The sequence below is a fragment of the Streptomyces sp. NPDC031064 genome, assembly GCF_055570965.1.
Genome location: NZ_JBVIGF010000009.1, coordinates 112,652 through 137,191, shown reverse-complemented (window position 1 = coordinate 137,191; position 24,540 = coordinate 112,652). Strand labels below are relative to the sequence as shown.

General features: G+C 72.8%; 17 protein-coding genes. 11 read left to right on the top strand and 6 right to left on the bottom strand.

Features of this window, described 5'->3' with window-relative positions; translation table 11 throughout:
- Positions 1-9: 9 nt before the first annotated feature.
- The 3 genes from ACZ46W_RS29280 to ACZ46W_RS29270 form a co-directional block, all read right to left on the bottom strand.
- Complete coding sequence (locus ACZ46W_RS29280; RefSeq protein WP_468343778.1) at positions 10-1,164, bottom strand: LacI family DNA-binding transcriptional regulator; 1,155 nt, start codon at positions 1,162-1,164, stop codon at positions 10-12.
- Positions 1,165-1,376: 212 nt separating this feature from the next.
- Positions 1,377-2,150, bottom strand: coding sequence for an SDR family NAD(P)-dependent oxidoreductase (locus ACZ46W_RS29275; RefSeq protein WP_468343775.1), 774 nt, complete (start codon positions 2,148-2,150; stop codon positions 1,377-1,379).
- A 136-nt stretch (positions 2,151-2,286) separates the two neighbouring features.
- Positions 2,287-2,958 carry an MOSC domain-containing protein gene (locus tag ACZ46W_RS29270; protein ID WP_468343772.1) on the bottom strand — a complete coding sequence of 224 codons (672 nt, stop codon included), beginning with the start codon at positions 2,956-2,958 and terminating at the stop codon, positions 2,287-2,289.
- A 79-nt stretch (positions 2,959-3,037) separates the two neighbouring features.
- On the opposite strand from ACZ46W_RS29270, the gene ACZ46W_RS29265 reads away from it, so the two are divergent.
- A complete protein-coding gene (locus ACZ46W_RS29265) occupies positions 3,038-3,931 on the top strand; it encodes a LysR family transcriptional regulator (protein WP_468343769.1) in 894 nt (297 codons plus the stop codon).
- Positions 3,932-4,118: 187 nt separating this feature from the next.
- Here the strand turns inward: ACZ46W_RS29265 and ACZ46W_RS29260 are convergent, their stop codons facing one another.
- The gene (locus ACZ46W_RS29260; protein WP_468343766.1) at positions 4,119-4,439 is read right to left on the bottom strand and encodes a WhiB family transcriptional regulator; all 321 of its coding nucleotides are present in this window, start codon (positions 4,437-4,439) and stop codon (positions 4,119-4,121) included.
- A gap of 390 nt (positions 4,440-4,829) precedes the next feature.
- On the opposite strand from ACZ46W_RS29260, the gene ACZ46W_RS29255 reads away from it, so the two are divergent.
- From ACZ46W_RS29255 to ACZ46W_RS29240, 4 genes are all read left to right on the top strand, one after another.
- On the top strand, positions 4,830-5,441 hold the full coding sequence (locus ACZ46W_RS29255; protein WP_003948568.1) for a response regulator transcription factor: 612 nt from the start codon (positions 4,830-4,832) through the stop codon (positions 5,439-5,441).
- Positions 5,442-5,674: 233 nt separating this feature from the next.
- Positions 5,675-6,262: a sigma-70 family RNA polymerase sigma factor gene (locus tag ACZ46W_RS29250; RefSeq protein WP_073753561.1), complete on the top strand. Its 588-nt coding sequence runs from the start codon at positions 5,675-5,677 to the stop codon at positions 6,260-6,262.
- A gap of 132 nt (positions 6,263-6,394) precedes the next feature.
- Positions 6,395-7,897 (top strand): IMP dehydrogenase, encoded by a 1,503-nt coding sequence (gene guaB, locus ACZ46W_RS29245; protein ID WP_468343763.1) that lies wholly within the window; start codon positions 6,395-6,397, stop codon positions 7,895-7,897.
- 126 nt (positions 7,898-8,023) lie between these two features.
- Positions 8,024-9,148 (top strand): GuaB3 family IMP dehydrogenase-related protein, encoded by a 1,125-nt coding sequence (locus tag ACZ46W_RS29240; protein ID WP_468343760.1) that lies wholly within the window; start codon positions 8,024-8,026, stop codon positions 9,146-9,148.
- Positions 9,149-9,215: 67 nt separating this feature from the next.
- Here the strand turns inward: ACZ46W_RS29240 and ACZ46W_RS29235 are convergent, their stop codons facing one another.
- A complete protein-coding gene (locus ACZ46W_RS29235; protein WP_468343757.1) occupies positions 9,216-10,457 on the bottom strand; it encodes a nucleotide sugar dehydrogenase in 1,242 nt (413 codons plus the stop codon).
- 222 nt (positions 10,458-10,679) lie between these two features.
- Between ACZ46W_RS29235 and ACZ46W_RS29230 the strand changes: the two genes are divergently transcribed.
- Positions 10,680-12,386 carry a glycerol-3-phosphate dehydrogenase/oxidase gene (locus ACZ46W_RS29230; protein WP_468343754.1) on the top strand — a complete coding sequence of 569 codons (1,707 nt, stop codon included), beginning with the start codon at positions 10,680-10,682 and terminating at the stop codon, positions 12,384-12,386.
- Between the two features lie 11 nt (positions 12,387-12,397).
- On the opposite strand, the gene ACZ46W_RS29225 is transcribed toward ACZ46W_RS29230, so the two are convergent.
- The gene (locus ACZ46W_RS29225) at positions 12,398-13,528 is read right to left on the bottom strand and encodes a serine hydrolase domain-containing protein (protein WP_468343751.1); all 1,131 of its coding nucleotides are present in this window, start codon (positions 13,526-13,528) and stop codon (positions 12,398-12,400) included.
- Positions 13,529-13,686: 158 nt separating this feature from the next.
- Between ACZ46W_RS29225 and ACZ46W_RS29220 the strand changes: the two genes are divergently transcribed.
- The 5 genes from ACZ46W_RS29220 (at position 13,687) to ACZ46W_RS29200 (ending at position 24,513) form a co-directional block, all read left to right on the top strand.
- Positions 13,687-16,281, top strand: coding sequence for a serine/threonine-protein kinase (locus ACZ46W_RS29220; RefSeq protein WP_468343748.1), 2,595 nt, complete (start codon positions 13,687-13,689; stop codon positions 16,279-16,281).
- Positions 16,282-16,419: 138 nt separating this feature from the next.
- On the top strand, positions 16,420-18,966 hold the full coding sequence (locus ACZ46W_RS29215; RefSeq protein WP_468343745.1) for a protein kinase: 2,547 nt from the start codon (positions 16,420-16,422) through the stop codon (positions 18,964-18,966).
- A gap of 112 nt (positions 18,967-19,078) precedes the next feature.
- A complete protein-coding gene (locus tag ACZ46W_RS29210) occupies positions 19,079-20,815 on the top strand; it encodes a serine/threonine-protein kinase (protein ID WP_468343742.1) in 1,737 nt (578 codons plus the stop codon).
- Positions 20,816-20,915: 100 nt separating this feature from the next.
- Entirely contained in the window at positions 20,916-22,757 is a 1,842-nt protein-coding gene (locus tag ACZ46W_RS29205; protein WP_468343739.1) for a serine/threonine-protein kinase, read from the top strand.
- Between the two features lie 103 nt (positions 22,758-22,860).
- Positions 22,861-24,513, top strand: a complete 1,653-nt coding sequence (locus tag ACZ46W_RS29200) for a succinic semialdehyde dehydrogenase (protein WP_468343736.1) — start codon at positions 22,861-22,863, stop codon at positions 24,511-24,513.
- Positions 24,514-24,540 lie beyond the last annotated feature (27 nt).

The window sequence follows — 24,540 nt, the reverse complement described above, 5'->3', positions numbered from 1 at the left end:
GAAAAAAGATCAGACCGGTTTCGGTTCGGCGGCTCCGCACGAGGCACGCACCCGCAGCCTCGGCAGCAGCGTCACATGCCGCCGGGGATCGTCCTCGGGCCGCTCCTCGGCCGGGGCACCGGCGCCCTCCGCCGCCGCCCGGGCGAGCCGCTCCACCAGCAGCTCCGTGGCCAGCCGGCCCACCTGCCGCTTCGGCGGGGCGACCGCCGTCAGCGGGGTGTCGGCGAGCGCGGCGATCTCGTCGTCGTACGCGATCACCGCCAGGTCGTCCGGTACCCGTACCCCCAGCTCGGCGAGGCGCTGCACCATCTCGATGGCGGCCACGTCGTTGTGCACCAGGGCGGCCGTCGCCGCTCCCGACGCGACCGCCGAGCGCAGCGCCCGGACCGCCGCCTCGAACCCCTCCGGGTCCAGTTCGGACGGCACCGAATCGATCACCGGGCCGGGCTCGCCCAGCCCCAGGGCGCCCAGCGCCTCCGCGTACCCGGACCGCACCGCCAGCGCGGTCGGGCTGTCCGTGCGGGCCACCAGCAGCGGCGCCCGGTGCCCCAGCCCCACCAGGTGGCGCACGGCCAGGACGACCCCGTGCCGGTGGTCGGACGACACCCGGTCCAGCGCGTCCAGGGCCGAACCGGGGGTGGCGCGCCGCTCCAGCAGTACGGCCGGCACCGGCAGCTCGGCGATCCAGTCGCCGTGCTCGGCCTGGTCGCTCGGGGCCCGCCAGCCCGGCGCGATCAGCAACCCCTCCGCACCCGCCGCCAGCAGGCCCTCGGTGCGGGCCCGGTCGTCCTCCGGCCGGTAGTCCGAGATCCGCAGGATCAGCCGCGCCCCCGCCCTGGCCGCCGCCTCGCGCGCGCCACGGATCACCTCGGCGAAGTAGTACGTGGCCGACGGGGCGAGCAGGCCCAGCACCGGACCGCTGCCCGGCGCGGCGGCAGCCGGCTCACCGCCCGGGCGCCGCTCGGCCCCGCCCTGTGCCCCCGGCCACGAGACCTGGCCGTGCACCCGGTCCAGCAGCCCCTTGGAGGCCAGCGCCTCCACGTCCCGGCGCGCGGTCACGGGGGAGACGCCGAGCTGTGCGGCCAGGTCCGAGACCCGCGCCGTGCCGCGCTCCCGTACCAGGGCCAGCAGACGGTCATGACGTTCAACAGCACTCTCGCGCACGGCGGAAGTCCCCCTCGAGGTGTGGTGGCTCGATCGAGCGGCGCCCGTCGTCAGACCCTAATCCACCCGGGAGGCTCGATCTGATCGAACGGCGGGGGTTTCGATCATTCGTTCCGAAACCATTGACGTTCGATCGTGACGGCGTCCATGATTCCGGCACCATTCCGGACCGGTTCCGGAACACGCGGCACGGGCCGCAGTAGCCCGGGGGTCTACTGCGGCCCGTACTTGCGGCCCGCGCGCGAGCTCACACCGCCGAGCAGCCCGCGCGGCACCAGCTTCGCCACGCCCATCAGCGCCTTGTAGCGGGGGTCCGGAATCGACAGCGTCTTGCCCCGCGCCAGATCCGCCAGCGCCTCCGCCACCAGCTTGTCGGCGTCCAGCCACATCCAGCCGGGGATGTTGTCCGTCCCCATCCCGGCCCGCTCGTGGAACTCCGTACGCACGAAACCCGGGCACAGCGCCATCAGCCGCACCCCGCTGCCCGCCAGATCGCGCGCCGCGCCCTGCGTGAACTGCACGACCCACGCCTTCGACGCCCCGTACGTGCCACGCGGCACGAACGCGGCCACCGACGCGACGTTCACCACGCCGCCCCGCCCACGGTCCCGCATCGACGCCGACGCGGCGGACGTCAGCCGCAGCACCGCCTCGCAGTGCACCTTCAGCATCCGCAGCTCGTCGGCCATGGACACATCCAGGAACCGGCCCTTGTTGCCGAACCCGGCGTTGTTGATCAGCAGGTCCACCGGCCGCTTGCGGTCGGACAGCCGCGCCTCCACGGCCGCGATGCCGTCCTCCTCGGCCAGGTCGGCAGCGAGGACCTCCGCCTCGATCCCGTGCCGGTCGTGCAGCTCGGTCGCCTGTTCCCGAAGCCGCTTCACATCCCGGGCCACCAGCACCACGTCGCGGCCGTCCGCCGCCAGCCGCCGCGCGAAGGCGGCCCCGATCCCCGCCGTCGCGCCCGTAATCAGTGCAGTCGTCATACGCGGCACGTTAGTGCCCCGCGCGGACATCCCGGCGCTCGGTCCCATGGGGCTGTGGACGATACTCCGTACATGTACGGAGTATCAGCATCCGCATGTACGGAGTACCGGCATCCGCCGCCCCGTCAGGCGCGGTTCAGCGGGTGTGAGCCGCCTGTGCGACATGGGCGAGCGCGGCCTCGCGTACCTCCGGGTCCAGCGCCTCGCCCGCCGCGAGCGTGCGCGGCAGCAGCTCCCGCTGGAGCGTGAACGCCCGGTAGGCGAACTCGACGGTCACCTCGTGGTCCGGCCGGTGCACCACCTCGATCGCGTCGCCCGCCCGGATCTCGCCCGGCTCGACGACCCTGAGGTACGGGCCGGGGGCGGCGCGCTGGGTGAACCGCCTGACCCAGCCCTTCTCGCCCAGCCAGCCGGCGAACGTCCGGCACGGAACGCGACCGGACGCCACCTCCAGCACCGCCGACCCGATCCGCCAACGCTCGCCGATGAGGGCGGCGTTGACGTCGAACCCCGTGGTGGTGAGGTTCTCCCCGAACGAGCCGTTGGCGAGGGGGCGCCCCAACTCGCCCTCCCAATAGTCCAGGTCCTCACGCGCGAACGCGTACACCGCCTGGTGGGTCCCGCCGTGGAAGCGCAGTTCGCAGACCGCGTCCCCGGCCACACCGCTCCCGCCCTCGCCCTTCGGCCCCGGATCGGTCACCCGCACGGGTCCCTCGGCCGGCCGTTTGTCGATGCCTGTCATGCCGCTCGGGGAGGAGGTGTACTCGACGGCCTTCGGCCGCCCCACATTGACGGTGAGGACTCTCATGGCGACACGCTAACCGAGCCGCCTCAAAGCATCGAGCGGATATTTCGCGCGGGCCCCAAGCGCCGCTTATAGTCGAAGGGTGATTGAAGCCCGTCATCTGCGCGTCCTCCGCGCCGTCGCCACCACCGGCTCCTTCTCCGCGGCCGCGCGCGAACTGGGCTGCACCCAGCCCGCGGTCAGCCAGCAGATGAAGGCCCTCGAATCGTCCGCCGGCACGCCGCTGCTGATCCGTACGGGCCGCGAGATGCGCCTCACGCAGGCCGGTGAGGCGCTCGTACGCCACGCCTCCGGCATCCTCGCGGGCCTCACCGCCGCCGAGGAGGAGATCGCCGCCATCGCGGGCCTGCGCGCCGGCCGGGTCCGCCTGGTCTCCTTCCCGAGCGGCAGCTCAACCCTCGTCCCCACCGCCCTCGCCGCACTCCGTGCGGCCCATCCCGGCACCCGGGTGTCCCTCGTCGAGGCCGAACCGCCCCGCTCGGTCGAGATGCTCCGCGACGGCGACTGCGACGTGGCCCTCGCCTTCCGCTACCGCCCGGCCGTCGCGGAGTGGGACGACCTCGTCGTACGCCCGCTCCTCGCCGACCGCCTGGTCGGACTGGTCCCGGAGGGCCACCGGCTCGCGGACGAGGAGGCGGTGGCGATCGGTGACCTGGCCGAGGAGTCCTGGATCGCGGGCTGTCCGCGCTGCCGCCGCCAGCTCGTGGACGTGTGCGAGGGCGCCGGTTTCACCCCGCGCATCGACTTCGCGACCGACGACTACCCGGCGGTGGTCGGCCTGGTCGGCGCGGGCCTCGGTGTCGCGGTCCTGCCCGAGCTGGCCATCCGCTCGGTACGCCCCCGGGGCGCCCGGACGGTGGCGGTGGAGCCGGCCGTCGAGCGGGAGATCGTCGCCCTCACCCTCCCGGACCTGGCCAAGGTCCCGGCGGTCGCCGCGACGCTGGACCAGCTCACGCGCGCGGCCGCCCTGGCGTAGGGCCCGCGTCCCGGCACCGGGCGCGAGGCGCACCGGGCGTGAGGTGCGCATGGCATGAGGCGGGCATGGCGAAGGGGCGGCCAGGGGCGGCCGCCCCTGTGGGCCTTGCGGGGGTCGTGGCAGGGAGTCGGTGCGGGTCGACGGGAGTCGATGAGAGTCGTGGAAGAGTCGTAGAAGAAACGTTCCTTCAGGCGCTGGCGGAATTTCCCGACGACGCGGTGATGAGACGGTTGCGGGCTCGTCCCATGAGCTCCTCGCGCTCGTCCTCGGTGAGGCCGCCCCATACGCCGTAGGGCTCCCGCACGGCCAGTGCGTGGGCCGCGCACTCCGCGCGGACCGGGCACCGCATGCAGACCTCTTTCGCCGAGTTCTCGCGCGCACTCCGCGCCGCGCCGCGCTCCCCCTCGGGGTGGAAGAAGAGCGAACTGTCGACCCCCCGGCAGGCCGCGAGCAACTGCCAGTCCCACAGGTCGGCGTTGGGTCCGGGAAGGCGGGAGAAATCTGCCATGGCGCATGTCCCCTTGGTTCCGGTACTGAGCTGGTGAGTGGGCTGATACAGCCACGACCGTACAACTACTGTCTAAGTAGATGTAAATATGACTCATTGCGAATCTAGCCATAGACACCGACAAAGTGAAGGAAAAGCCGCTAAATGGGGCATAGCTCTGGGTGAAGGAACGGTGACCTGCGTCGCTCTCCTCCGTACGCGCTCCCTCACGTAGAGTGCCGAAGGGGGAGGGCGAACCCGTAACTCTTTCGAGTGACCGTCGTTGAGAGTGCGGAGGCGGTTGAAAGAACAAGCGCTCGGGCAGATGTCCGGGAGCGTCAACCGCACAGGTGACGAAACGTAACCAGCCTGGAGGCTCAAGGTGACGCGCACTAGCTGCGGAGGACGGCCATGACATCCGTCCTCGTCTGCGACGACTCCCCGCTTGCCCGAGAAGCGCTCCGCCGCGCCGTCGCGACGGTGCCCGGCGTCGAGCGCGTGACGACCGCGGCCAACGGCGAGGAAGTCCTCCGCCGCTGGGGCGCGGACCGCTCGGACCTGATTCTGATGGACGTACGCATGCCCGGTCTGGGCGGCGTGGAGACCGTCCGCCGGCTGCTCTCCGCGGACCCCGGCGCCCGCATCATCATGCTCACCGTCGCCGAGGACCTGGACGGCGTGGCGCTCGCCGTCGCCGCCGGCGCCCGTGGGTACCTGCACAAGGACGCCTCGCGCGCCGAGCTGCGGGCCACGGTCACCCAGGCGCTCGCCGACCCGACCTGGCGGCTCGCCCCGCGCCGGCTGCGCTCGGCCGAGATGGGCGCCGCGCCCACTCTCACCGCGCGTGAGATCCAGGTGCTGGAGGGCATGAGCCACGGCCGTTCCAACGCGGAGATCGGCCGGGAGCTCTTCCTCTCCGAGGACACGGTGAAGACGCACGCCAGAAGGCTGTTCAAGAAGCTGGGCGCATCGGACCGGGCGCACGCGGTCGCGCTCGGGTTCCGCTGGGGCCTGGTGCGCTAGCACGTGACCGTATCGATCCCCGTCCGCCGCGCGGCGGACGGGGCGACGGAGGCCCGATATCTGTTTCCGGCTCGATGCCGCATCCTTGAAGGGTGGAGTTCCTCGGGGACGAGTCGATCGAGCGGGAGGGGAGGGCGCAGGAGATGAGTTCCGGCGCACCTGCTCATAACGCTTCGGTGCACAACGGTGGACGCGGTGCCGCGGACGAGCGGACGCCAAGGCACCATGGACCGATGCGCGACGACGAGGCGGCCCATGCCCACGGGGCCATCGGTGCACTCGTACACCGTGCGGTCGAAGGCGACGAGCAGGCCACGCACGATCTCCTGGCCCATGTCCACCCACTGGCCCTGCGCTACTGCCGTACGCGGCTGAACCGCCTGCCCGGTGACGCGCGCCACTTCGTCGAGGACCTCGCCCAGGAGGTCTGCGTCGCCGTCCTGATGGCCCTCCCGCGCTACAAGGACACCGGACGCCCGTTCGAGGCGTTCGTCTTCGCCATCGCCGGCCACAAGGTCGCCGACCTCCAGCGGGCCGCCATGCGGCACCCCGGCTCCACCGCGGTGCCCTCCGACGAGATGCCCGAGCGGCCCGACGACTCCCTCGGCCCCGAGGAGCGCGCGCTGCTCAGCGACGACGCCGAGTGGGCCAAGCGCCTGCTCGCCAACCTTCCGGAGAACCAGCGCGAACTGCTGGTGCTGCGGGTCGCGGTGGGCCTGACCGCCGAGGAGACCGGCCAGATGCTGGGCATGTCCCCGGGTGCGGTACGGGTCGCACAGCACCGCGCGCTCAGCCGGCTGCGGGCCCTCGCCGAGCAGTGAGCCGCACGTACGGGTGCGTCCGTACGTGTGAACGTACAAACCTTCCGGGTGATCTTGCTCGTGGAATGAGACACGGCCGCGGGCCGTTAGCATGGACATCCGCACCGATCAAGGCCATTTGGGGAAGGTGTCATGACTGCCAACGTCGACGGAGTGCCCGAGAAATTCGCGACACTCGGGCTGACCTACGACGACGTGCTGCTGCTGCCGGGCGCATCCGAGGTGCTCCCCAACGCGGTCGACACCTCGTCCCGCATCTCCCGCAATGTCCGGGTGAACATCCCGCTGCTCTCGGCGGCGATGGACAAGGTGACCGAGTCCCGCATGGCGATCGCCATGGCCCGGCTGGGCGGCGTCGGTGTGCTGCACCGCAACCTCTCCGTCGAGGACCAGGTCAACCAGGTCGACCTGGTGAAGCGGTCCGAGTCCGGCATGGTCACCGACCCCATCACGGTGCACCCGGAGGCGACGCTCGCCGAGGCGGACGCCCTGTGCGCCAAGTTCCGCATCAGCGGCGTCCCGGTCACCGACCCGGCCGGCAAGCTGCTGGGCATCGTCACCAACCGTGACATGGCCTTCGAGACCGACCGCAGCCAGCAGGTGCGGGACGTCATGACGCCGATGCCGCTGGTCACCGGCAAGGTCGGCATCTCCGGCGTGGACGCCATGGAGCTGCTGCGCCGCCACAAGATCGAGAAGCTGCCGCTCGTCGACGACGCGGGCATCCTCAAGGGCCTCATCACCGTCAAGGACTTCGTCAAGGCCGAGAAGTACCCGCACGCCGCGAAGGACGCCGAGGGCCGCCTCCTCGTCGGTGCCGCCGTCGGCGCCAGCCCCGAGGCGCTGGAGCGCGCCCAGGCGCTCGCCGAGGCCGGGGTGGACTTCCTGGTCGTCGACACCTCGCACGGCCACAACAGCAACGCCCTGAGCTGGATGTCGAAGATCAAGTCGAGCGTGGGCGTCGATGTGATCGGCGGCAACGTCGCCACCCGCGACGGCGCCCAGGCGCTCATCGACGCCGGTGTCGACGGCATCAAGGTCGGCGTGGGCCCGGGCTCCATCTGCACCACCCGCGTGGTCGCCGGTATCGGCGTCCCGCAGGTCACCGCCATCTACGAGGCCTCCCTCGCCGCCCGTCCCGCCGGCATCCCGCTGATCGGCGACGGCGGCCTTCAGTACTCCGGCGACATCGGCAAGGCGCTGGCCGCCGGCGCCGACACCGTGATGCTGGGCAGCCTCCTCGCCGGCTGTGAGGAGTCCCCGGGCGAGCTGCTGTTCATCAACGGCAAGCAGTTCAAGTCGTACCGCGGCATGGGCTCGCTCGGCGCCATGCAGTCCCGTGGCCAGGGCAGGTCGTACTCCAAGGACCGCTACTTCCAGGCCGACGTCGCCACCGACGACAAGCTCGTCCCCGAGGGCGTCGAGGGCCAGGTGCCCTACCGCGGCCCGCTGTCCAACGTGCTGCACCAGCTCGTCGGCGGTCTGCGCCAGACCATGGGCTACGTGGGCGCCGCCACCATCGAGGAGATGGAGTCCAAGGGCCGGTTCGTCCGGATCACGTCGGCGGGTCTCAAGGAGAGCCACCCGCACGACATCCAGATGACCGTCGAGGCGCCGAACTACAGCAGGAAGTAGCAGGAAGTAACCGAGGAAGTATCCACGCGCGCGTGGGGGGCGGTCCCGGCATACGGCCGGAACCGCCCCCCACGCGCGTGTCGGGGATACTGGTAGGCGCAGACGTAGAGGGAAAGGCCACACATCGTGACTGAGATCGAGATCGGGCGCGGCAAGCGCGGCCGCAGGGCGTACGCGTTCGACGACATCGCCGTCGTACCGAGCCGGCGCACCCGGGACCCGAAGGAGGTCTCGATCGCCTGGCAGATCGACGCCTACCGCTTCGAGCTGCCGTTCCTGGCCGCTCCCATGGACTCGGTGGTCTCCCCGCAGACCGCGATCCGCATCGGCCAGCTCGGCGGCCTCGGCGTCCTGAACCTCGAGGGTCTGTGGACGCGGTACGAGGACCCGCAGCCGCTGCTCGACGAGATCGCCGAGCTGGACGAGGCGAACGCCACCCGCCGTCTGCAGGAGATCTACGCCGCCCCGATCCAGGAGGAGCTGATCGGGCAGCGCATCAAGGAGGTGCGCGACTCGGGCGTGGTCACCGCGGCCGCGCTCTCCCCGCAGCGCACCGCCCAGTTCTCCAAGGCCGTCGTCGACGCCGGTGTGGACATCTTCGTCATCCGCGGTACGACCGTCTCCGCCGAGCACGTGTCGGGCGCGGCCGAGCCGCTGAACCTGAAGCAGTTCATCTACGAGCTCGACGTCCCGGTCATCGTCGGCGGCTGCGCCACATACACCGCCGCCCTGCACCTGATGCGCACGGGCGCCGCGGGCGTGCTCGTGGGCTTCGGCGGCGGGGCCGCGCACACCACCCGTAACGTGCTGGGCATCCAGGTCCCGATGGCGACCGCCGTCGCGGACGTCGCGGCCGCGCGCCGGGACTACATGGACGAGTCCGGCGGCCGGTACGTCCACGTCATCGCCGACGGCGGCGTCGGCTGGTCCGGTGACCTGCCCAAGGCGATCGCCTGTGGCGCCGACTCGGTGATGATGGGCTCCCCGCTCGCCAGGGCGACCGACGCGCCGGGCCGGGGCCACCACTGGGGCATGGAGGCCGTCCACGAGGACGTGCCGCGCGGCAAGCTGGTCGACCTGGGCATGGTCGGGACGACCGAGGAGATCCTGACCGGTCCGTCGCACTCGCCGGACGGGTCGATGAACTTCTTCGGCGCGCTGCGCCGGGCGATGGCGACGACGGGCTACAGCGAGCTCAAGGAGTTCCAGCGCGTCGAGGTCACCGTCGCGGACGCCCAGCACAAGCGCTGACCCTCCCTCGCCCCGACAGGGTTCCAGGGCCCGCACCGGATGCCGGTGCGGGCCCTTCCTTTCGGGTCTACAGGCGGTGTGCCGCGCCCGCCGGGGTGACCCCGCGGGTGTCCAGCAGGAGCTGGGCCTTCACCGCCAGCCCCTGGAGGTCGTACGTACGGTGGTGCTGGAGCAGGACCGTCAGGTCGGCCGCGGCTGCCGCCTCGTACAGGGAGTCCGCCCGGGGGACCGGCAGATCGCGCACGCGCCAGTCGGCGACGTACGGATCGTGGTAGCTGACGACCGCGCCCATGTCCATCAGGCGGCGGGCGATCTCGGTCGCGGGGGAGGCCTCCCGGTCGGCCAGGTCGGGCTTGTAGGTGACGCCGAGCAGCAGGACGCGGGCGCCGCGCGCGGACTTGCCGTGCTCGTTGAGGAGCGTGGCGCAGCGCTGGATGACGTACTGGGGCATGCGTTCGTTGACCTGGCCGGCCAGTTCCACCAGGCGCAGCGGGCGGTGGGGGCCGATCGTGTCGATGGGGACGCCATGGCCGCCGACGCCGGGCCCGGGCCGGAACGCCTGGAACCCGAAGGGTTTGGTCTCGGCGCACCGGATGACGTCCCACAGGTCGACGCCGAGTTCGTGGCAGAGCACGGCCATTTCGTTGACCAGGGCGATGTTGACGTGGCGGAAGTTGGTTTCCAGCACCTTGACGGTCTCGGCCTCGCGCAGGCCACGGGCCCGTACGACCTTGTCGGTGAGGCGGCCGTAGAAGGCGGCGGCCGATTCGGTGCAGGCGGGGGTGAGGCCGCCGATGACCTTGGGGATGTGGGCGAAGCCGTGGGCGCGGTTGCCGGGGTCGAGGCGGCCGGGGGAGTACGCGAGGTGGAAGTCACGGCCGGCCCTGAGGCCCGAACCGGCTTCGAGGAGCGGGCGCAGCATGTCCTCGGTGGTGCCGGGATGGACGGGCGATTCGAGCAGGACGGTGGTGTGGGGGCGCAGCCGGGTGGCGAGCGCGCGGGCCGCGTCGGCGACGGCGGTCAGGTCCGGTGTGCGGTCGGCGCCGGCGGGGGTGGGGGTGCAGATGACGGCGGTACGGACCCGGCCGAGTTCGGCGGGGTCGGTGGTCGGCCGGAAGCCCCCCGAGAGCATCCGGCGGATCTCCGAGGCGGTGAGCGAGCCGTCGACCGGTGGCCGGCCGGCCGCCAGTTCCGCCACGGGACGTGGGTCGGTGTCGTAGCCGATGGTGTCGATACCGGCGGCTGTGGCGGCTTGGGCGAGGGGCAGGCCGAGGTGGCCGAGGCCGATGACGGCGAGGTCTGCGGGCATGGGTGATGCCGTCCTTCCCAGTAGCCGGAGTGGACGAGGCACGCAAGTCCTGTGGACAGAACGAGCGGTATGCAATGTCAGACTAGGCGTAAATATGACCGTTATGTGGCATTGCGAGCTGTGGTTCGGCCGAGTGTTGTCCACAGGCGGTGGCTGAAGTCGGAGGGCCGGGACAGAATCGAGTCTGTGAGCCCGACCACACGGGGGCGACGGGAGGCAGCGGTGAGGACAGCGACACTGGGACCCGCCGAGCGCGCGGAGGCGCTGGCGGCCATGGCCGATCGCGAACTGGACGTGCTGGTCGTGGGCGCCGGAGTGGTGGGCGCCGGGACGGCTCTCGACGCGGCGACGCGCGGACTGGCGACCGGACTGGTCGAGGCCCGCGACTGGGCGTCGGGCACCTCCAGCCGCTCGAGCAAGCTCATCCACGGCGGGCTGCGCTATCTGGAGATGCTGGACTTCGCGCTCGTCCGGGAAGCCCTGAAGGAGCGCGGACTGCTGCTGGAGCGGCTCGCCCCGCACCTGGTGAAACCGGTGCCGTTCCTCTACCCGCTCCAGCACAAGGGCTGGGAGCGGCTCTACGCCGGCACGGGCGTCGCGCTGTACGACGCGATGTCCGTCTCCTCCGGGCACGGGCGCGGGCTGCCCGTGCACCGGCATCTGTCACGGCGTCAGGCGCTGCGGGTGGCGCCCGCGCTGAAGAAGGACGCGCTGGTCGGGGCGTTGCAGTACTACGACGCGCAGATGGACGACGCCCGGTTCGTGGCGACGCTCGTGCGGACCGCCGCGAGCTACGGTGCGCACGTCGCCAGCCGGGCCCGGGTGATCGGCTTCCTGCGCGAGGGTGAACGGGTCGTCGGCGCCAGGGTGCAGGACGTGGAGGCGGGCGGCGAGTACGAGGTCCGGGCCAAACAGGTCGTCAACGCGACCGGGGTGTGGACGGACGACACCCAGGCCCTGATCGGGGAGCGGGGGCAGTTCCACGTACGGGCGTCGAAGGGCATCCACCTGGTCGTGCCCAAGGACCGGATCCACTCGAGCACCGGTCTGATCCTGCGCACGGAGAAGTCGGTGCTGTTCGTCATCCCCTGGGGCCGCCACTGGATCGTGGGGACCACCGACACCGACTGGGACCTGGACAAGGCCCACCCGGCGGCGTCGAGCGCCGACATCGACTACCTGCTGGAGCACGTGAACAGCGTGCTGGCCGTTCCGCTCACCCGGGACGACGTGCAGGGCGTGTACGCGGGGCTGCGGCCGCTGCTGGCCGGCGAGTCCGACGCGACGAGCAAACTGTCGCGCGAACACACCGTGGCCCACCCGGTGCCGGGCCTCGTCGTCGTGGCGGGCGGCAAGTACACGACGTACCGGGTGATGGCGAAGGACGCGGTGGACGAGGCGGTGCACGGCCTCGACACGCGCGTGGCGTCCTGCGTCACCGAGGACGTGCCGCTGCTGGGCGCCGAGGGATACCGGGCACTGTGGAACGCGCGCGCCCGCATCGCCGCCCGGACGGGGCTTCACGTGGCGCGAGTGGAGCACCTCTTGAACCGGTACGGCTCCCTGGCGGAGGAGCTGCTGGAGATGATCGTCGCCGACCCGAAGCTCGGCGAACCGCTGGGCGGCGCCGACGACTACCTGCGCGCCGAGATCGTCTACGGCGCCTCGCACGAGGGCGCCCGGCACCTGGACGACGTGCTGACCCGGCGGACCCGCATCTCGATCGAGACGTTCGACCGGGGCACCCGTAGCGCGCGGGAGTGCGCCGAGTTGATGGCGCCGGTCCTGGGCTGGGACGAACGGCACATCGAGAAGGAGGTGGAGCACTACGAGAAGCGGGTGGAGGCGGAGCGGGAGTCCCAGCGACAGCCGGACGACCTGACGGCGGACGCGGCACGGCTCGGCGCGCCGGACATCGTGCCGCTCTGAAGCGTGCGGTTCTAGGAGGCGCGGGGCGCGCCGGGCTTCGCCGGTTCGTGGCCGCGCCGGCTGCTCGCACCGCGGCAGAACTCGGCTTCGAGGAGCGCGGGTTCCAGTGCCTTGAGGGTGCTGCGGGGAACGGCGTCCGTATTGACCCGGAAGGTGACGGTGCGTCGGCCGTCGCGGCTCGTGGCGGTGCGGACGTAGCTGCCGGTGATGTGGCCGTTGTGGCCCCACACCGTGGTGCCGCAGGACAGGGTGCGGCGGTAGATCCCCATGCCGTAGGGGCCGCTCGCCGGCCGGGTGCTGAGCAGGTCGCGGAGCTGGGGCGCGGGGAGGAGGCGGCCGGACAGGAGGGCGGCGTAGAAGCGGTTCAGATCGTCGAGGGTGCTGATCAGCTCGCCCGCCGCGTCGGCGGTGCGCGGGTCGAGCGCGGTGACGTCCCGGCCGGCGGCGTCGTACGCCCGGCCGTGCGGGGAGGGCAGGGCGGACCGGGTGCCGGGGAAGGACGTGCCGGTGAGGCGAAGGGGCCTGATGATGCGTCGGCGGGCCTCGGCCGCGTAGGGGCGGTCGGTGATCCGTTCGATGACGAGGCCGAGCAGGACGTAATTGGTGTTGGAGTAGGCGTAACGGCCGGCGGGCCCCAGCGGCCGGGTCAGCGCCCGCCGGACGGCTTGACGCGCGGTGGTCCGCGCCGTGGGTGCCGGGTGGGTGCCGGCCGTGGGTGACCGGGGGGTGGTGTTCTTCGTGTAGTCGGGCAGGCCGCTGGTGTGGGTGAGCAGGGCGCGCAGCGTGACGCGTCGGCCGGCCTCGCCGGGGAGCACGCCGGGCAGGTGACGGCCGACGGGGTCGTCGAGGCGCAGCCTGCCCTCGGCGGCGAGTTGGAGGACGACCGTCGCGACGAACGTCTTGGTGATGCTGCCCGCGCGGAACCGGTCGGCGCGCCCGATGCCGTGACCGGCCGTCTGGAACCGCGTCGCGGCGGGCGAGGCGGACAGCATCGCCGCGGCCGGGGCGTTGCCCTCGGAGACGAGCCGTGGCAGAACGGCGGAGGGAGGGGTGGGGGAGGGTTCCCCCGACAGCGGGCCGGTGCCCAGCACGAGCAGGGCGGTGACCAGCGGAGCGGCGAGCCGCGCGCGAGGCAGTGGCATCCTGGCGTCCCTTCTTCGGGGCCCATCCTGACGGACGGAGGACCCGGGAGATTCGCCGGTCCCGGAGTGAGAGACAATGGACGCTCTTCCAGGGCGGGTTACCGCATCGCGCGGAAGCGGCAGGCGCGGGCGAGGATCAGGGATCGCAGAGGGGACGCATGTCGGGAGCGGAGCAGTCGCGGGACGCGGCTCGGGAACCTCAGCGGGACGCGGCGACGTCGGGCGTCGGCGCGGACGGGCCGGACACGGAACCGGGCGCCGAGCCGGCCGGGGACGCACCCGTCACGTCGGGCACCGGGCCGGTCAAGGACGCGACCATGCAACTGGGCGCGGGCCGGCCCAAGGCGGCGGCCGGCGAGTCCGGCGGCCCCTCGGGCAAGGAGACGGACGGTACCGTTCCCGCTCCCCGGTCGGGCAAGGACGCGGGCGTGAAGCGGGACGCGGACCGGCAAGCCGACGCCACGGGGGCGGCTGACGACGAGTCGGGCAAGGCGACGCCGTCGTCCACCGGCACGTCCGGCGCGGGCCGTTCGGTCCCCGCGGCGCGCTCGGAGGCAGCCGGGGACGTCAAGGGGTCGAAGGGGTCCACGGACCCCAAGGGCTCCACGGACCTCAAGAAGGCAACGGCCCCCAAGGACGCCCAAGTGCCCCTCTCCAAGAACGCCAAGAGCTCCACGGCGGCCGACGCCTCCGAGCAGCCCAAGGAGCCCAAGGAGCCGAAGGACCCCCAGGACTCCACGGCGCCCAAGGGCAGCGGCAAGCCGACCGGAAAGGCAGCGCCGGCCGCAGCCTCGGAGGCCGCCGCGAAGCCGAGCGCCGGTGCCGGTGCCGGTGCCGGTGCCGGTACCAGTGCCGGTGCCGGGCGCGGCGACGGCCGGACCGGCACGGCGTCAGGGGCGGCGCGGCCGACCAGCGAGGGCCGGCTGCTCGCGGGGCGGTACCGGCTCGGCGGCGTCCTCGGGCGCGGCGGCATGGGCACCGTCTGGCGGGCGGTCGACGAGACGCTCGGCCGTACCGTCGCGGTCAAGGAACTGCGCTTCCCCAACAGCATCGACGAGGACGAGAAGCGCCGCCTCATCACGCGTACCCTCCGTGAGGCCAAGGCGATCGCCCGCATCCGCAACAACGGCGCCGTGACCGTCTACGACGTCGTCGACGAGGACGACCGCCCCTGGATCGTCATGGAGCTGATCGAGGGCAAGTCGCTCGCCGACGCCGTACGCGAGGACGGCGTCCTCACGCCCAAGCGTGCCGCCGAGGTGGGCCTGGCCATCCTCGACGTGCTGCGTTCCGCGCACCGCGAGGGCATCCTGCACCGGGACGTGAAGCCGTCCAACGTCCTCATCGCGGACGACGGCCGGGTCGTCCTCACCGACTTCGGCATCGCGCAGGTCGAGGGCGACCCGTCCATCACCTCGACCGGCATGCTCGTCGGCGCGCCCTCGTACATCTCGCCGGAGCGGGCCCGTGGTCACAAGCCCGGCCCGGCGGCGGACCTGTGGTCGCTGGGCGGCCTGCTGTACGCGTGCGTGGAGGGCTGCCCGCCGTACGACAAGGGTTCCGCCATCGCGACCCTGACCGCCGTGATGACCGAGCAGCTCGATCCGCCGAAGAACGCGGGCCCGCTGGAGGAGGTCATCTACGGCCTGCTCCACAAGGACCCGGCCAAGCGGCTCGACGACGCGGGCGCCCGCGCGCTGCTCAACGACGTGATCCACGCGCCCGACGAGCCCGTGGCCCCGTCGGCCGAGCCGTCGCCGGAGGTCACGCGGATCGTCCCGCTGCTCCCGCTGCCCGGGGAGGGGCCCACCGCCAAGCCCAAGGAGATGGCGGACGCGGCGGCGGAGCGGATGCGCGGCGCGCTGCGTTCCGTACGCAACGCCGCGGCGACCACCAAGGCGGAGCCCGGACCCACGCCGGGGCCGGCGTCCACCGGGCGTTCCGGCCCGGCGGCTCCCGTGCGGGCGCCGCTCACCGATGTGGTGCCGCGCCGCACGCTGGTGATCGTCGCCGTGGTCGTCGCACTGGCCGTGATCGCCACCGTGCTCGCGTTCGCCCTCAGCGGCGACGACGAGCCGGGCGCCAAGGGCCAGGGCACGCCTGGGGGCGACCGCACGGCGTCGGCCGGCTCCACGGCCGCGGGCGCCACCGGCGGCAACAACGACCAGCCCGACGGCGAGCAGGGCAAGGAACAGGGCGGCGGCGCACAGCCCGGCACCGGAGGCGGGAACGGCAGCGGCGGCGTGAAGCCGTCCGGTGGTACGGGGGCCGGCCCGGGCAACGGTGCGGGGTCACTGCCGGCCGGGTACGCCATGGTCAGCAACGACCGGTTCCACTTCACCATGGCCATGCCGTCGAACTTCCGCATGACGGCCATAGCGGGACAGAACTCGGGCGGCATATTCAGCGTGAGCGGCGGGTTCCCGCGCGTCCAGGTCGACTTCACCAACAGCCCCGGGGACGATGCCGCCGCTGCCTGGGGAGCCGCGTGGGTCGGCCTGAAGGCCAGTGTCAGTGGCTACAAGCATCATGGAATCGACAAGGTCGACTACAAGGGTTATCCGACGGTCGCGGACTGGCAGTTCGAGCGCGACCAGAACGGTGAGCGGGTACGGGTGCTCAACCGCGGCTTCAAGGTCGACGCGAAGCGCGGTTACTCGATCATGATCACTTGCAAGTCCGGTGAGTGGAACGGCGCGGAGTGCAAGACGCTGCGGGATACGGCGTTCGCGACGTTCAGCCCCAAGGACTGACCAAGGCCCCGTATCGTGAGAGCTCGTAGACCGTACACAGCCGGAAACAGCGGGTAACTGCACGCGAGACGACCAGAATTGACGGTTTCGTACGGTCTGCGAAGCCGGGGGACAGCGCGCTCGTGGGGAGGCGGCGTCGTGGACGACTACGCGGGAAGGGTGCTCGCCGACCGCTACCGCCTGCCCTTGCCGCCCTCGGACGAGTACGAGCTCGTCGAGACGCGCGCCTTCGACACGTACAGCGGCCAGGAGGTGCTGGTCCGGCAGTTGCCGTTGCCGGAGGTCGTCGACGCCGAGTTCGTGGAGAGCGAGGGGCCTGCCGGGCCGGGTGGGCCGACCGGTCCGGGCGGGCACGCCGGGACGCGCGTGCCGCCGCACAGATCTCCGGTCGGCCGTGCCGTCCGCCGGTCCTCCGACCCGGCGGTACGGCGGGCCATCGAGGCCGCGCAGGCCGCGGCGCAGATCCCGGACCACCCACGGCTCGACCAGGTCTTCGACGTCTTCGCCGAGGCCGGGTCCCTGTGGATAGTGAGTGAACTGGTGGCGGCCCGGCCGCTGGCGGCACTGCTCGCGGAGAAGCCGCTGAGTCCGTACCGGGCGGCCGAGATCGGCTCCGACGTGCTCACCGCGCTGCGCGCCCTCCACGCGCACGGCTGGGTCCACCGGAACATCACGGTCCGTACGGTGCTGGTCTGCGACGACGGGCGGGTCGTGCTGACGGGGCTCGCGGCAGGCGCCGCGGAGGAGGCCCTGTGCGGGTACGCCCCGGTGCCGGACCCGGATCCGGACGCCGACGACGACTTCCCGTACGCACCGGCCGCCGCGGAGCCCGCCCCCGGTCCCGGTCCCGGCCCCGGTCCCGGTCCGGCCCCGCTCCCCGCCCTCGCGCCCGGGTACGAGCTGGCCTCGCCCACGCTCCCGCAGCCGCCCACCCGCCACGAACCGGCCCCGCCGGACGACCGCGCGGCCCGGTCCGGCGCCATCGCCGCCTACCGCGCCGGGGCGCGTGCCGCCGCCCGTGCCGGCGAGGCGGGCGCCGCCATCCCCCTGCCGCCCCCGCCGAAGGGCCCGGCGGCCCCGGCAGGCGGCACCCCGGCCGACTACGAGCCGCAGTGGTGGTCGCAGACCGCCGACCTCGACGACGATGACGACGACACGGGCGAGGGCGAGGCACCCCGGCGCGCCCTGCTGACCGGCGTCTGGAACGACGGCCCCGGCTCGGGCCCCGGCTCCGGCTCCGGTTCCGTTCCGGCGGGCGGCGGCATCTCCCCGTACGGAACCCGGGACGCACTCCGCGCCGACGCCCAGCGCGGCGCCCGCACCCCTGCCCCCGCGCACGGGGAACCGCCCGCCGAACCGGGCGGCACCCGGCCCGCCGCCCCCCGCTACCGGGGCCCCGCCACGCCCCTGGCCGCCGAGCGCGCCCGTCAGGCCCGGATCGCCGTCGTCGGCGCCGTGACGGAGCGCTGGGCGCCCGAACAGGCCGGGCCGGTCCACGAGACCTGGCAGTTGGCGCCGCCCATCGGCCCCGCCACCGACCTGTGGGCGCTCGGCGCGCTGCTCTACCGGGCGGTCCAGGGCCACGCCCCGTACCCCGAGGAGAACGCCGCCGAGCTGGTCCAGCTCGTGTGCGCGGAGCCGCCCGCGTTCGCCGAGGAGTGCGGCCCGCTGCGCCCGGTCGTCGAGTCGCTGCTGCGCCAGGACCCGACCGAGCGGCCGGACTTCGAGGAGCTGCGCGGCTGGCTGCGCTCGCTCATCCGGTCGGCGCCGGAGCCCGACGCGGGCAACGGCATCGTGCCGATGCCGTCCGAGGACGGCACCCGGCTGCCCGTCGTACGCCGCCGGGGCGAGCTGGTGCGCAGGCGCCGCTCCCGGGCGCCCGGCACCACCCACGGGCGCCACCGCCACAGCAAGAGAGTGAAGCCGCCGACGAGCACCACGCGTACGCCGCGCGCCCTCGGCCGTACGCTCCTGCTCGCCATACTGCTCGCGCTCGCCGCCGCCATCGCGTACGCCGTGCTGTTCATGCCCAAGGCGGAGCCGCAGGACCGGGGGCAGGCCCCGCAGTCCCCCCAGCAGTCCCCCCAGCCGCAGCAACCACAGCAGCCCCAGCAGTCGGGACAGTCCGACGATCCGCAGCAGCCGCCGCAGCAACAGCCCAGCCCCGGCGGCCAGGCGCCGTCCACCAACACCGTCACGCCCGGTTCGTCCGGCGCGGCGAGCCCCGACATGGCGGCCGGCTACACGGAGCGTGACGACCCGGAGGGCTTCCGCATCGGCGTCGACAAGAGCTGGCGGCGCAGCCCCATCAACGACGTGGGCCAGGTTCGCTACACCGGCGGTGACTTCACCCTGATCGTCGTTCCCGGCCGCGACACCGTCCAGGCGGGCGGCAGCGACCCCCTGGAGTACCAGCGCACCAAGGAGCGCGAGCTCCAGCCCTGGCGGGAGTCCAGTTGGGCGACCGCCACCGGGCTGCGCCGGATAGACGTGGGCCGACAGGTCATGGCGGAGGGCCAGTTCACCTGGACGGACGTCAACGGCCGGGAGGTGTACGTCCGGAACCTGGCACTCGTCGTCGGCGACCGGTACCACGTCATCCAGGTCATCGGCCCGGAGAGCCAGCGCGACAAGGTGTCCGAAATCTACCAACAGGCCGTCAAGGTCTACCGCTCCACGCGCTGATGCGGATCACGGAGCGGTCTCCTTGGCAACCCCGAGGTTTCGGCCACGGCACAACCCTCCGTAACCTGGCCTCCGAAGGAACGAGCGGGGGACAGTGGAACACTCTCAAGGCATGGGCGCGGGACTCGTACTCGCCGGGCGCTACCGGCTGAGCGAGGTCATCGGCCGCGGCGGCATGGGCAAGGTCTGGCGCGCCCACGACGAAGTGCTGCACCGTACCGTCGCCGTCAAGGAGCTCACGGCCGGTAAGTACGTCTCGGAGGCCGACCGGGCCGTTCTGCACGCCCGTACGCAGAAGGAGGCGCGCGCCGCCGCCCGCATCTCCCACCCCGGCGTGGTCACCGTCCATGACGTGCTGGAGCACGACGACCGCCCCTGGATCGTGATGCAGTACGTCGACGGGCCCTCGCTCGCCGACGCCGCGAAGGCGGCCGAAAATCGCCGTATCGACGCGTGCGAGGCGGCCCGTATCGGACTGCACGTCCTGGGCGCGCTGCGCGCCGCCCACGCCGCCGGAGTCCTGCACCGGGACGTCAAGCCGGGCAACGTGCTGCTCGCCCACGACGGCCGGGTGCTGCTCACCGACTTCGGGATCGCCGCCATCGAGGGCGACTCCACCATCACCCGTACCGGGGAACTCGTCGGCTCCATCGACTACCTGGCTCCCGAGCGGGTACGGGGCGGCGACCCGGGCCCCGCCTCCGACCTCTGGTCGCTCGGCGCCACGCTCTACACCGCGGTCGAGGGCACCTCGCCCTTCCACCGCACCTCGCCGCTGAGCGTCATGCAGGCCGTGGTGACCGAGGAGCCGCCGCCCGCCGAGCACGCGGGCGCCCTCGGGCCCGTCATCGTCGCGCTGCTGCGCAAGGACCCGGCGGACCGCCCGGACGCCACCGAGGCCGAACGCATGCTGCTGGAGGCCATGGAGGGCCGCACCCCGGCCGCCGCGCAGGCATACGTTCCGACGCGGTCGATCAGCCGCGAGGAGCTGGCGGCCGTGACCGTGACACTTCCGGAGTCCGGGCAGGACGACGCTCCCGCGATCGCCACGTCCACAGCCGGGTCCCGCACAGCCGGGTCCCGCACCGCCGCCGACTCCCGCGCCTCCGCGACCGGCCCCACGCCTGCGGTCGCCGGTGCCTCCGGTGCCGCAGGTGCCTCCGAGCGCCCGCACCGTGAGGGCGGGCCCCCGGACCGGCGGACGCCCGGGGAGGGGCCGGCGGGCGCCGCCGGCAACCCGTCACCTCACCGCCGCCGTTGGCGTACTGCCGCCCTCGTCACCGTCCTCGCGGCGGTCGTGGGCGCCGCCGCTGGTTTCGCCGTCATGCGGTACGGGAACGACGACACGGCCCGCGACACCACCGCCGACCGGAACGGGCAGGCACCACAGACCGTCCCGGATGGCTGGGAGCGGGTCGAGGACCCGTCGGGTTTCAGCCTTCTCGTACCGGAGGGCTGGAAGCGCCGGACGGAAGGCGGTCAGATCGACTACACCCCCGACAACGGCCGTCACCTCATCCGTATCAGCGTCGACGCCTCACCCGACTTCGAAAATCCCTGTCTTCACATGCTCGATATCGAGAAAGGGCTGAAGAAGAGGCTTCCCCAGTATGAGCGGAAGGAGCTGCACGCGAATACGTTCCGTGATCAACTGGAATCGTGTCTGTGGGAGTTCTCCTGGGTCGAGAAGAGCGCGAACGCGGGTGAGCGGCGCGCGATCGACCAGGTGTACTACGCGGACGACGGAACCGAGTACGCGCTGTACATGTCCGCTCCCGAGGCCGACTGGCCGGTGACGCGGGAGCAGTTCGACATCATGCTGCGCGGCTGGCGTCCCGCCGAGGAGTGACCCTCGGCGCGAGCAGAGGGGATGTGCCGTGTCCGGATCAGGGCAGCAACGGCGGATCGTCGGACGCTACCGGCTGGATGCCCGGCTCGGGCGAGGAGGCATGGGCACGGTCTGGCGGGCGTACGACGAGCTGCTCGGCCGTCGCGTCGCCGTCAAGGAGCTCCATGTCGACGTGGGGACCGCCGTGTACCCCACCCTCCGCGAGGCGCGCGCCATCGCGCGCGTGCACCATCCCCACATCGTCTGCGTCCATGACGTGGTCGAGGAGGACGGCGTTCCGTACATCGTCATGGAGCTGGTCGAGGGACGTTCGCTGGCCGAGCGGATCGCGGCCCAGGGCCCGCTGGACGCCCGTGAGGCGGCACGCGTCGGCCTGGCGCTGCTGAGCGCACTGCGCGCCGCGCACGCGCTGGGCGTCCTGCACCGGGACCTGAAACCGGCCAACGTCCTGCTGGAGGAGGGCACCGGGCGGGTGGTCCTCACCGACTTCGGCATCGCGCAGCTCGCCGGATCGACGACGATCACGGAGGCGGGGATGTTCGTCGGCTCGCCCGAGTACACCGCTCCGGAGCGGATGCAGGGCGCGCAGGCCGGTCCGGAGACGGACCTGTGGTCGCTCGGGGCGCTGCTGTGCGCGACGCTGACCGGCCAGTCGCCGTTCCACCGGGACTCGTTGGGCGGGGTGCTGCACGCGGTCGTGGAGGAGGACTTCAGACCGCCCGCCGCGGCGGGGCCCCTCCTGCCCGTCGTGCGCGGCCTGTTGCAGCGGGACCCGGCGCGGCGGATGGGCGCGGCCGAGGCGGAGCGGCTGCTGCGCGCGTACGCGGAGGCAGGGCGGCCGCGCGGGTACGAGGGGCGGGGGTACGAGGGGCGCGGGTACGAGGCACGGGCCCAGGAGGCGGCCCCGCTGTCCTACACCGGCCGGGCGACCGGCGCCGCCGGGCCGTACGCCGACGCCGTCCCGCCACGCGAGGACGCCGCCGCCCGGTCCGCGCCCTCCGACGCCGTCCCGGAGCGCTCCCGCCGCCACGGCAGGGCCCGTGGCCGGGCGCAGCGCGGCCAGGCCGGCGGGCGGGCCCAGGACCGGGTGCCCGCCCGCGCCGACGCCCCCGTCGACCGGGTCCCGCCACGCGAGGACGCCGTGGGCGCCGTGACCGCGGTGCCCCCGCGCGCCGACCGCCCGGCCCGCCGCCGTCTCCGTACGCCGCTGGTGGCCGCCGTGCTGCTCGTGGCCCTCGCCGGGGCGGGCGCGGCGGGCGTGCTGCTGGTGCGGGGCGACGGCTTCGGAGGCGGAGGAGGCGGAGGCGGCGACCACCCGACGGCCACGGTCTCGCCGCCACGGGACACGCCCACCGCCCCGAACACCCCCGGTGCGGCGGCCGGCACCGGCACCGGCCCCGGCCCCCGCCCGGGCACGTCCCCCGGCACCAGCGCCGGCACGGGCTCCGGCTCGGGCTCGGGCGAGGGCACCACCTCCGCCCCCACCCACGCCCGCGTGCCAACCGGATACCGCTCCGTTTCCGATCCGCGTGGCTTCTCGCTGACCGTGCCCAAGGGATACGTCCGTTCCACCGATGGCAGGCGCGTCTACTACATGTCGCCCGACAAGGCGTTCCGGATCGGCATCCGCACCCAGGCCCCGGAGGCGGACGGGCCCCTCGGGATCATGCGCCGCGCCCACGCGGAGGGTCCGGAGACCTACCCCGGCTACCGCGCCGCCAAGGTGACGCCGACGACGCACAACGGGCTGCCGGCCGCGCTGTGGGAGTTCACCTGGAACGGCTTCTCCGGCTCACCGGGGGCGCGGCGCACCTTCGACCTGTGCTGGGACGAGGGAGGGCGGACGTATGACGTGTGGGTCTCGGCGCCGCCGGCCCGGCTCGATGAGCTGAAGCGTCACTTCGACACCGTTCTGGATTCGTTCTGGGTGTCGCACTCCTGATCAGGGCTTATTTGCCAGCGAACGCTGGCACGGTGTGAGCGCCCCGTGAAAAGCTGTTACCGGCGGGTACCGCACGGGCGTCTTCCGGAATACCCTCGCCCCCATGACGGACACCACGGACACGACGGGAACGCCGGAGACGACGGCTCCGCAGCCCCCCGCCACGCCTCTCGGCACGAACCCGGTAGCCCCTGCCCCGGCCGGCGCCCGCACCGCCGCCGACGTGGTCACACCCGAAGTGGTCGCCCAGCTCACCCGTGGCGTCGTCGGCTCCGGCCGGACCGCCAACCACACCCCGTTCACCGGGGAGCGGCTGGCCGAGCTGCCCGAGTCGACCCCCGAGGACGTCGCCGAGGCGTTCGCCCGCGCCCGCGCCGCACAGCCCGTGTGGGCCGCGACGCCGGTACGCGCGCGTGCCGCCGTCCTCCTCCGCTTCCACGACCTGGTCCTGGAGCGGCAGGCCGAGGTACTCGACCTCATCCAGCTCGAAACGGGCAAGGCCCGGCTGCACGCCCACGAAGAGGTCCAGGCCGTCGCCGTCGCCGCCCGCCACTACGGCCGCCGCGCGGCCGCGTACCTCAAGCCGAAGCGCCACACCGGCGTCGTACCGACCCTCACCAAGGTCACCGAACTGCGCCAGCCGCGCGGCGTCGTCGGGCAGATAGCCCCCTGGAACTACCCGCTCGAACTGTCCGTCGGCGACGCGCTGCCCGCCTTCGTCTCCGGCAACGCGGTCGTCATGAAGCCCGACACCGAGACCGCGCTCACCGCCCTGTGGGCCCGCGACCTCCTCATCGAGGCCGGTCTCCCGGCGGAGGTCTTCCAGGTCGTCCTCGGTGACGGCCCGGTCGTCGGGCCCGAGGTCGTCAAGCACGCCGACTACGTGTCCTTCACCGGCTCCACCCGCACCGGCCGCGAGGTCGCCCAGGGCGCGGCCGCCCGCCTCGTCGGCGTCTCCCTCGAACTCGGCGGCAAGAACGCCATGCTGGTCCTGCACGACGCGGACGTCGAGAAGGCCGCCGCCGGCGCCGTGCGCGCCTGCTTCTCCTCGGCCGGCCAGCTCTGCATCTCCATCGAGCGGCTGTACGTCCACGAGTCGGTCGCCGACGAGTTCGTCGAGCGCTTCGCCGCCCGCACCAAGGCCATGCGCCTCGGCAACTCCCTCGCGTACGGCGCCGACATGGGCTCCCTGGTCGGCGAGCGGCAGCTCGAAACGGTCACCCGGCACGTCGAGGAGGCCGTCGCCAAGGGCGCCAAGGTCGTCGCGGGCGGCATCGCCCGCCCCGACATCGGCCCGCTCTTCTACGAGCCGACCATCCTGGAGAACGTCCAGGAGCCGATGGCGGTGTGCACCGAGGAGACCTTCGGACCCGTCGTCTCCGTCTACCGCTTCACCGACGAGGACGAGGTCGTCGAGCGGGCCAACGCCACCGCGTACGGCCTGAACGCGTCCGTCTGGACCAAGGACGGCCGCCGCGGCCACGCCGTCGCCGCGAAGCTCCGCACCGGCACGGTCAACATCAACGAGGGCTACGCACCGGCGTACGGCAGCGTCCAGTCGCCGATGGGCGGCATGAAGGACTCGGGCCTCGGCCGCCGGCACGGCTCGGAGGGCATCCTCAAGTACACCGAGGCCCAGACCGTGGCGCAGCAGCGGCTGATCCCCCTCGCGCCCGCCTTCGGCATGGACGACGAGCAGTACGCGGCGTTCATGAGCCGCAGCCTCCGCCTGATGAAGGCGTTCCGCTTCCGCTAGACCCCTGCACCCCTCAGTCCTTTTTCG

Excerpts from the sequence above, each read along its gene's own strand:
- ACZ46W_RS29205 (WP_468343739.1), top strand. The coding sequence starts at position 20,916 with ATGGGCACGGTCTGGCGGGCGTACGACGAGCTGCTCGGCCGTCGCGTC.
- ACZ46W_RS29250 (WP_073753561.1), top strand. The coding sequence starts at position 5,675 with ATGCGCGACGACGAGGCGGCCCATGCCCACGGGGCCATCGGTGCACTC.
- ACZ46W_RS29255 (WP_003948568.1), top strand. The coding sequence starts at position 4,830 with ATGACATCCGTCCTCGTCTGCGACGACTCCCCGCTTGCCCGAGAAGCG.
- ACZ46W_RS29235 (WP_468343757.1), bottom strand. The coding sequence starts at position 10,457 with ATGCCCGCAGACCTCGCCGTCATCGGCCTCGGCCACCTCGGCCTGCCC.
- ACZ46W_RS29270 (WP_468343772.1), bottom strand. The coding sequence starts at position 2,958 with ATGAGAGTCCTCACCGTCAATGTGGGGCGGCCGAAGGCCGTCGAGTAC.
- ACZ46W_RS29225 (WP_468343751.1), bottom strand. The coding sequence starts at position 13,528 with ATGCCACTGCCTCGCGCGCGGCTCGCCGCTCCGCTGGTCACCGCCCTG.
- ACZ46W_RS29210 (WP_468343742.1), top strand. The coding sequence starts at position 19,079 with ATGGGCGCGGGACTCGTACTCGCCGGGCGCTACCGGCTGAGCGAGGTC.
- ACZ46W_RS29200 (WP_468343736.1), top strand. The coding sequence starts at position 22,861 with ATGACGGACACCACGGACACGACGGGAACGCCGGAGACGACGGCTCCG.
- ACZ46W_RS29260 (WP_468343766.1), bottom strand. The coding sequence starts at position 4,439 with ATGGCAGATTTCTCCCGCCTTCCCGGACCCAACGCCGACCTGTGGGAC.
- guaB (WP_468343763.1), top strand. The coding sequence starts at position 6,395 with ATGACTGCCAACGTCGACGGAGTGCCCGAGAAATTCGCGACACTCGGG.
- ACZ46W_RS29220 (WP_468343748.1), top strand. The coding sequence starts at position 13,687 with ATGTCGGGAGCGGAGCAGTCGCGGGACGCGGCTCGGGAACCTCAGCGG.
- ACZ46W_RS29275 (WP_468343775.1), bottom strand. The coding sequence starts at position 2,150 with ATGACGACTGCACTGATTACGGGCGCGACGGCGGGGATCGGGGCCGCC.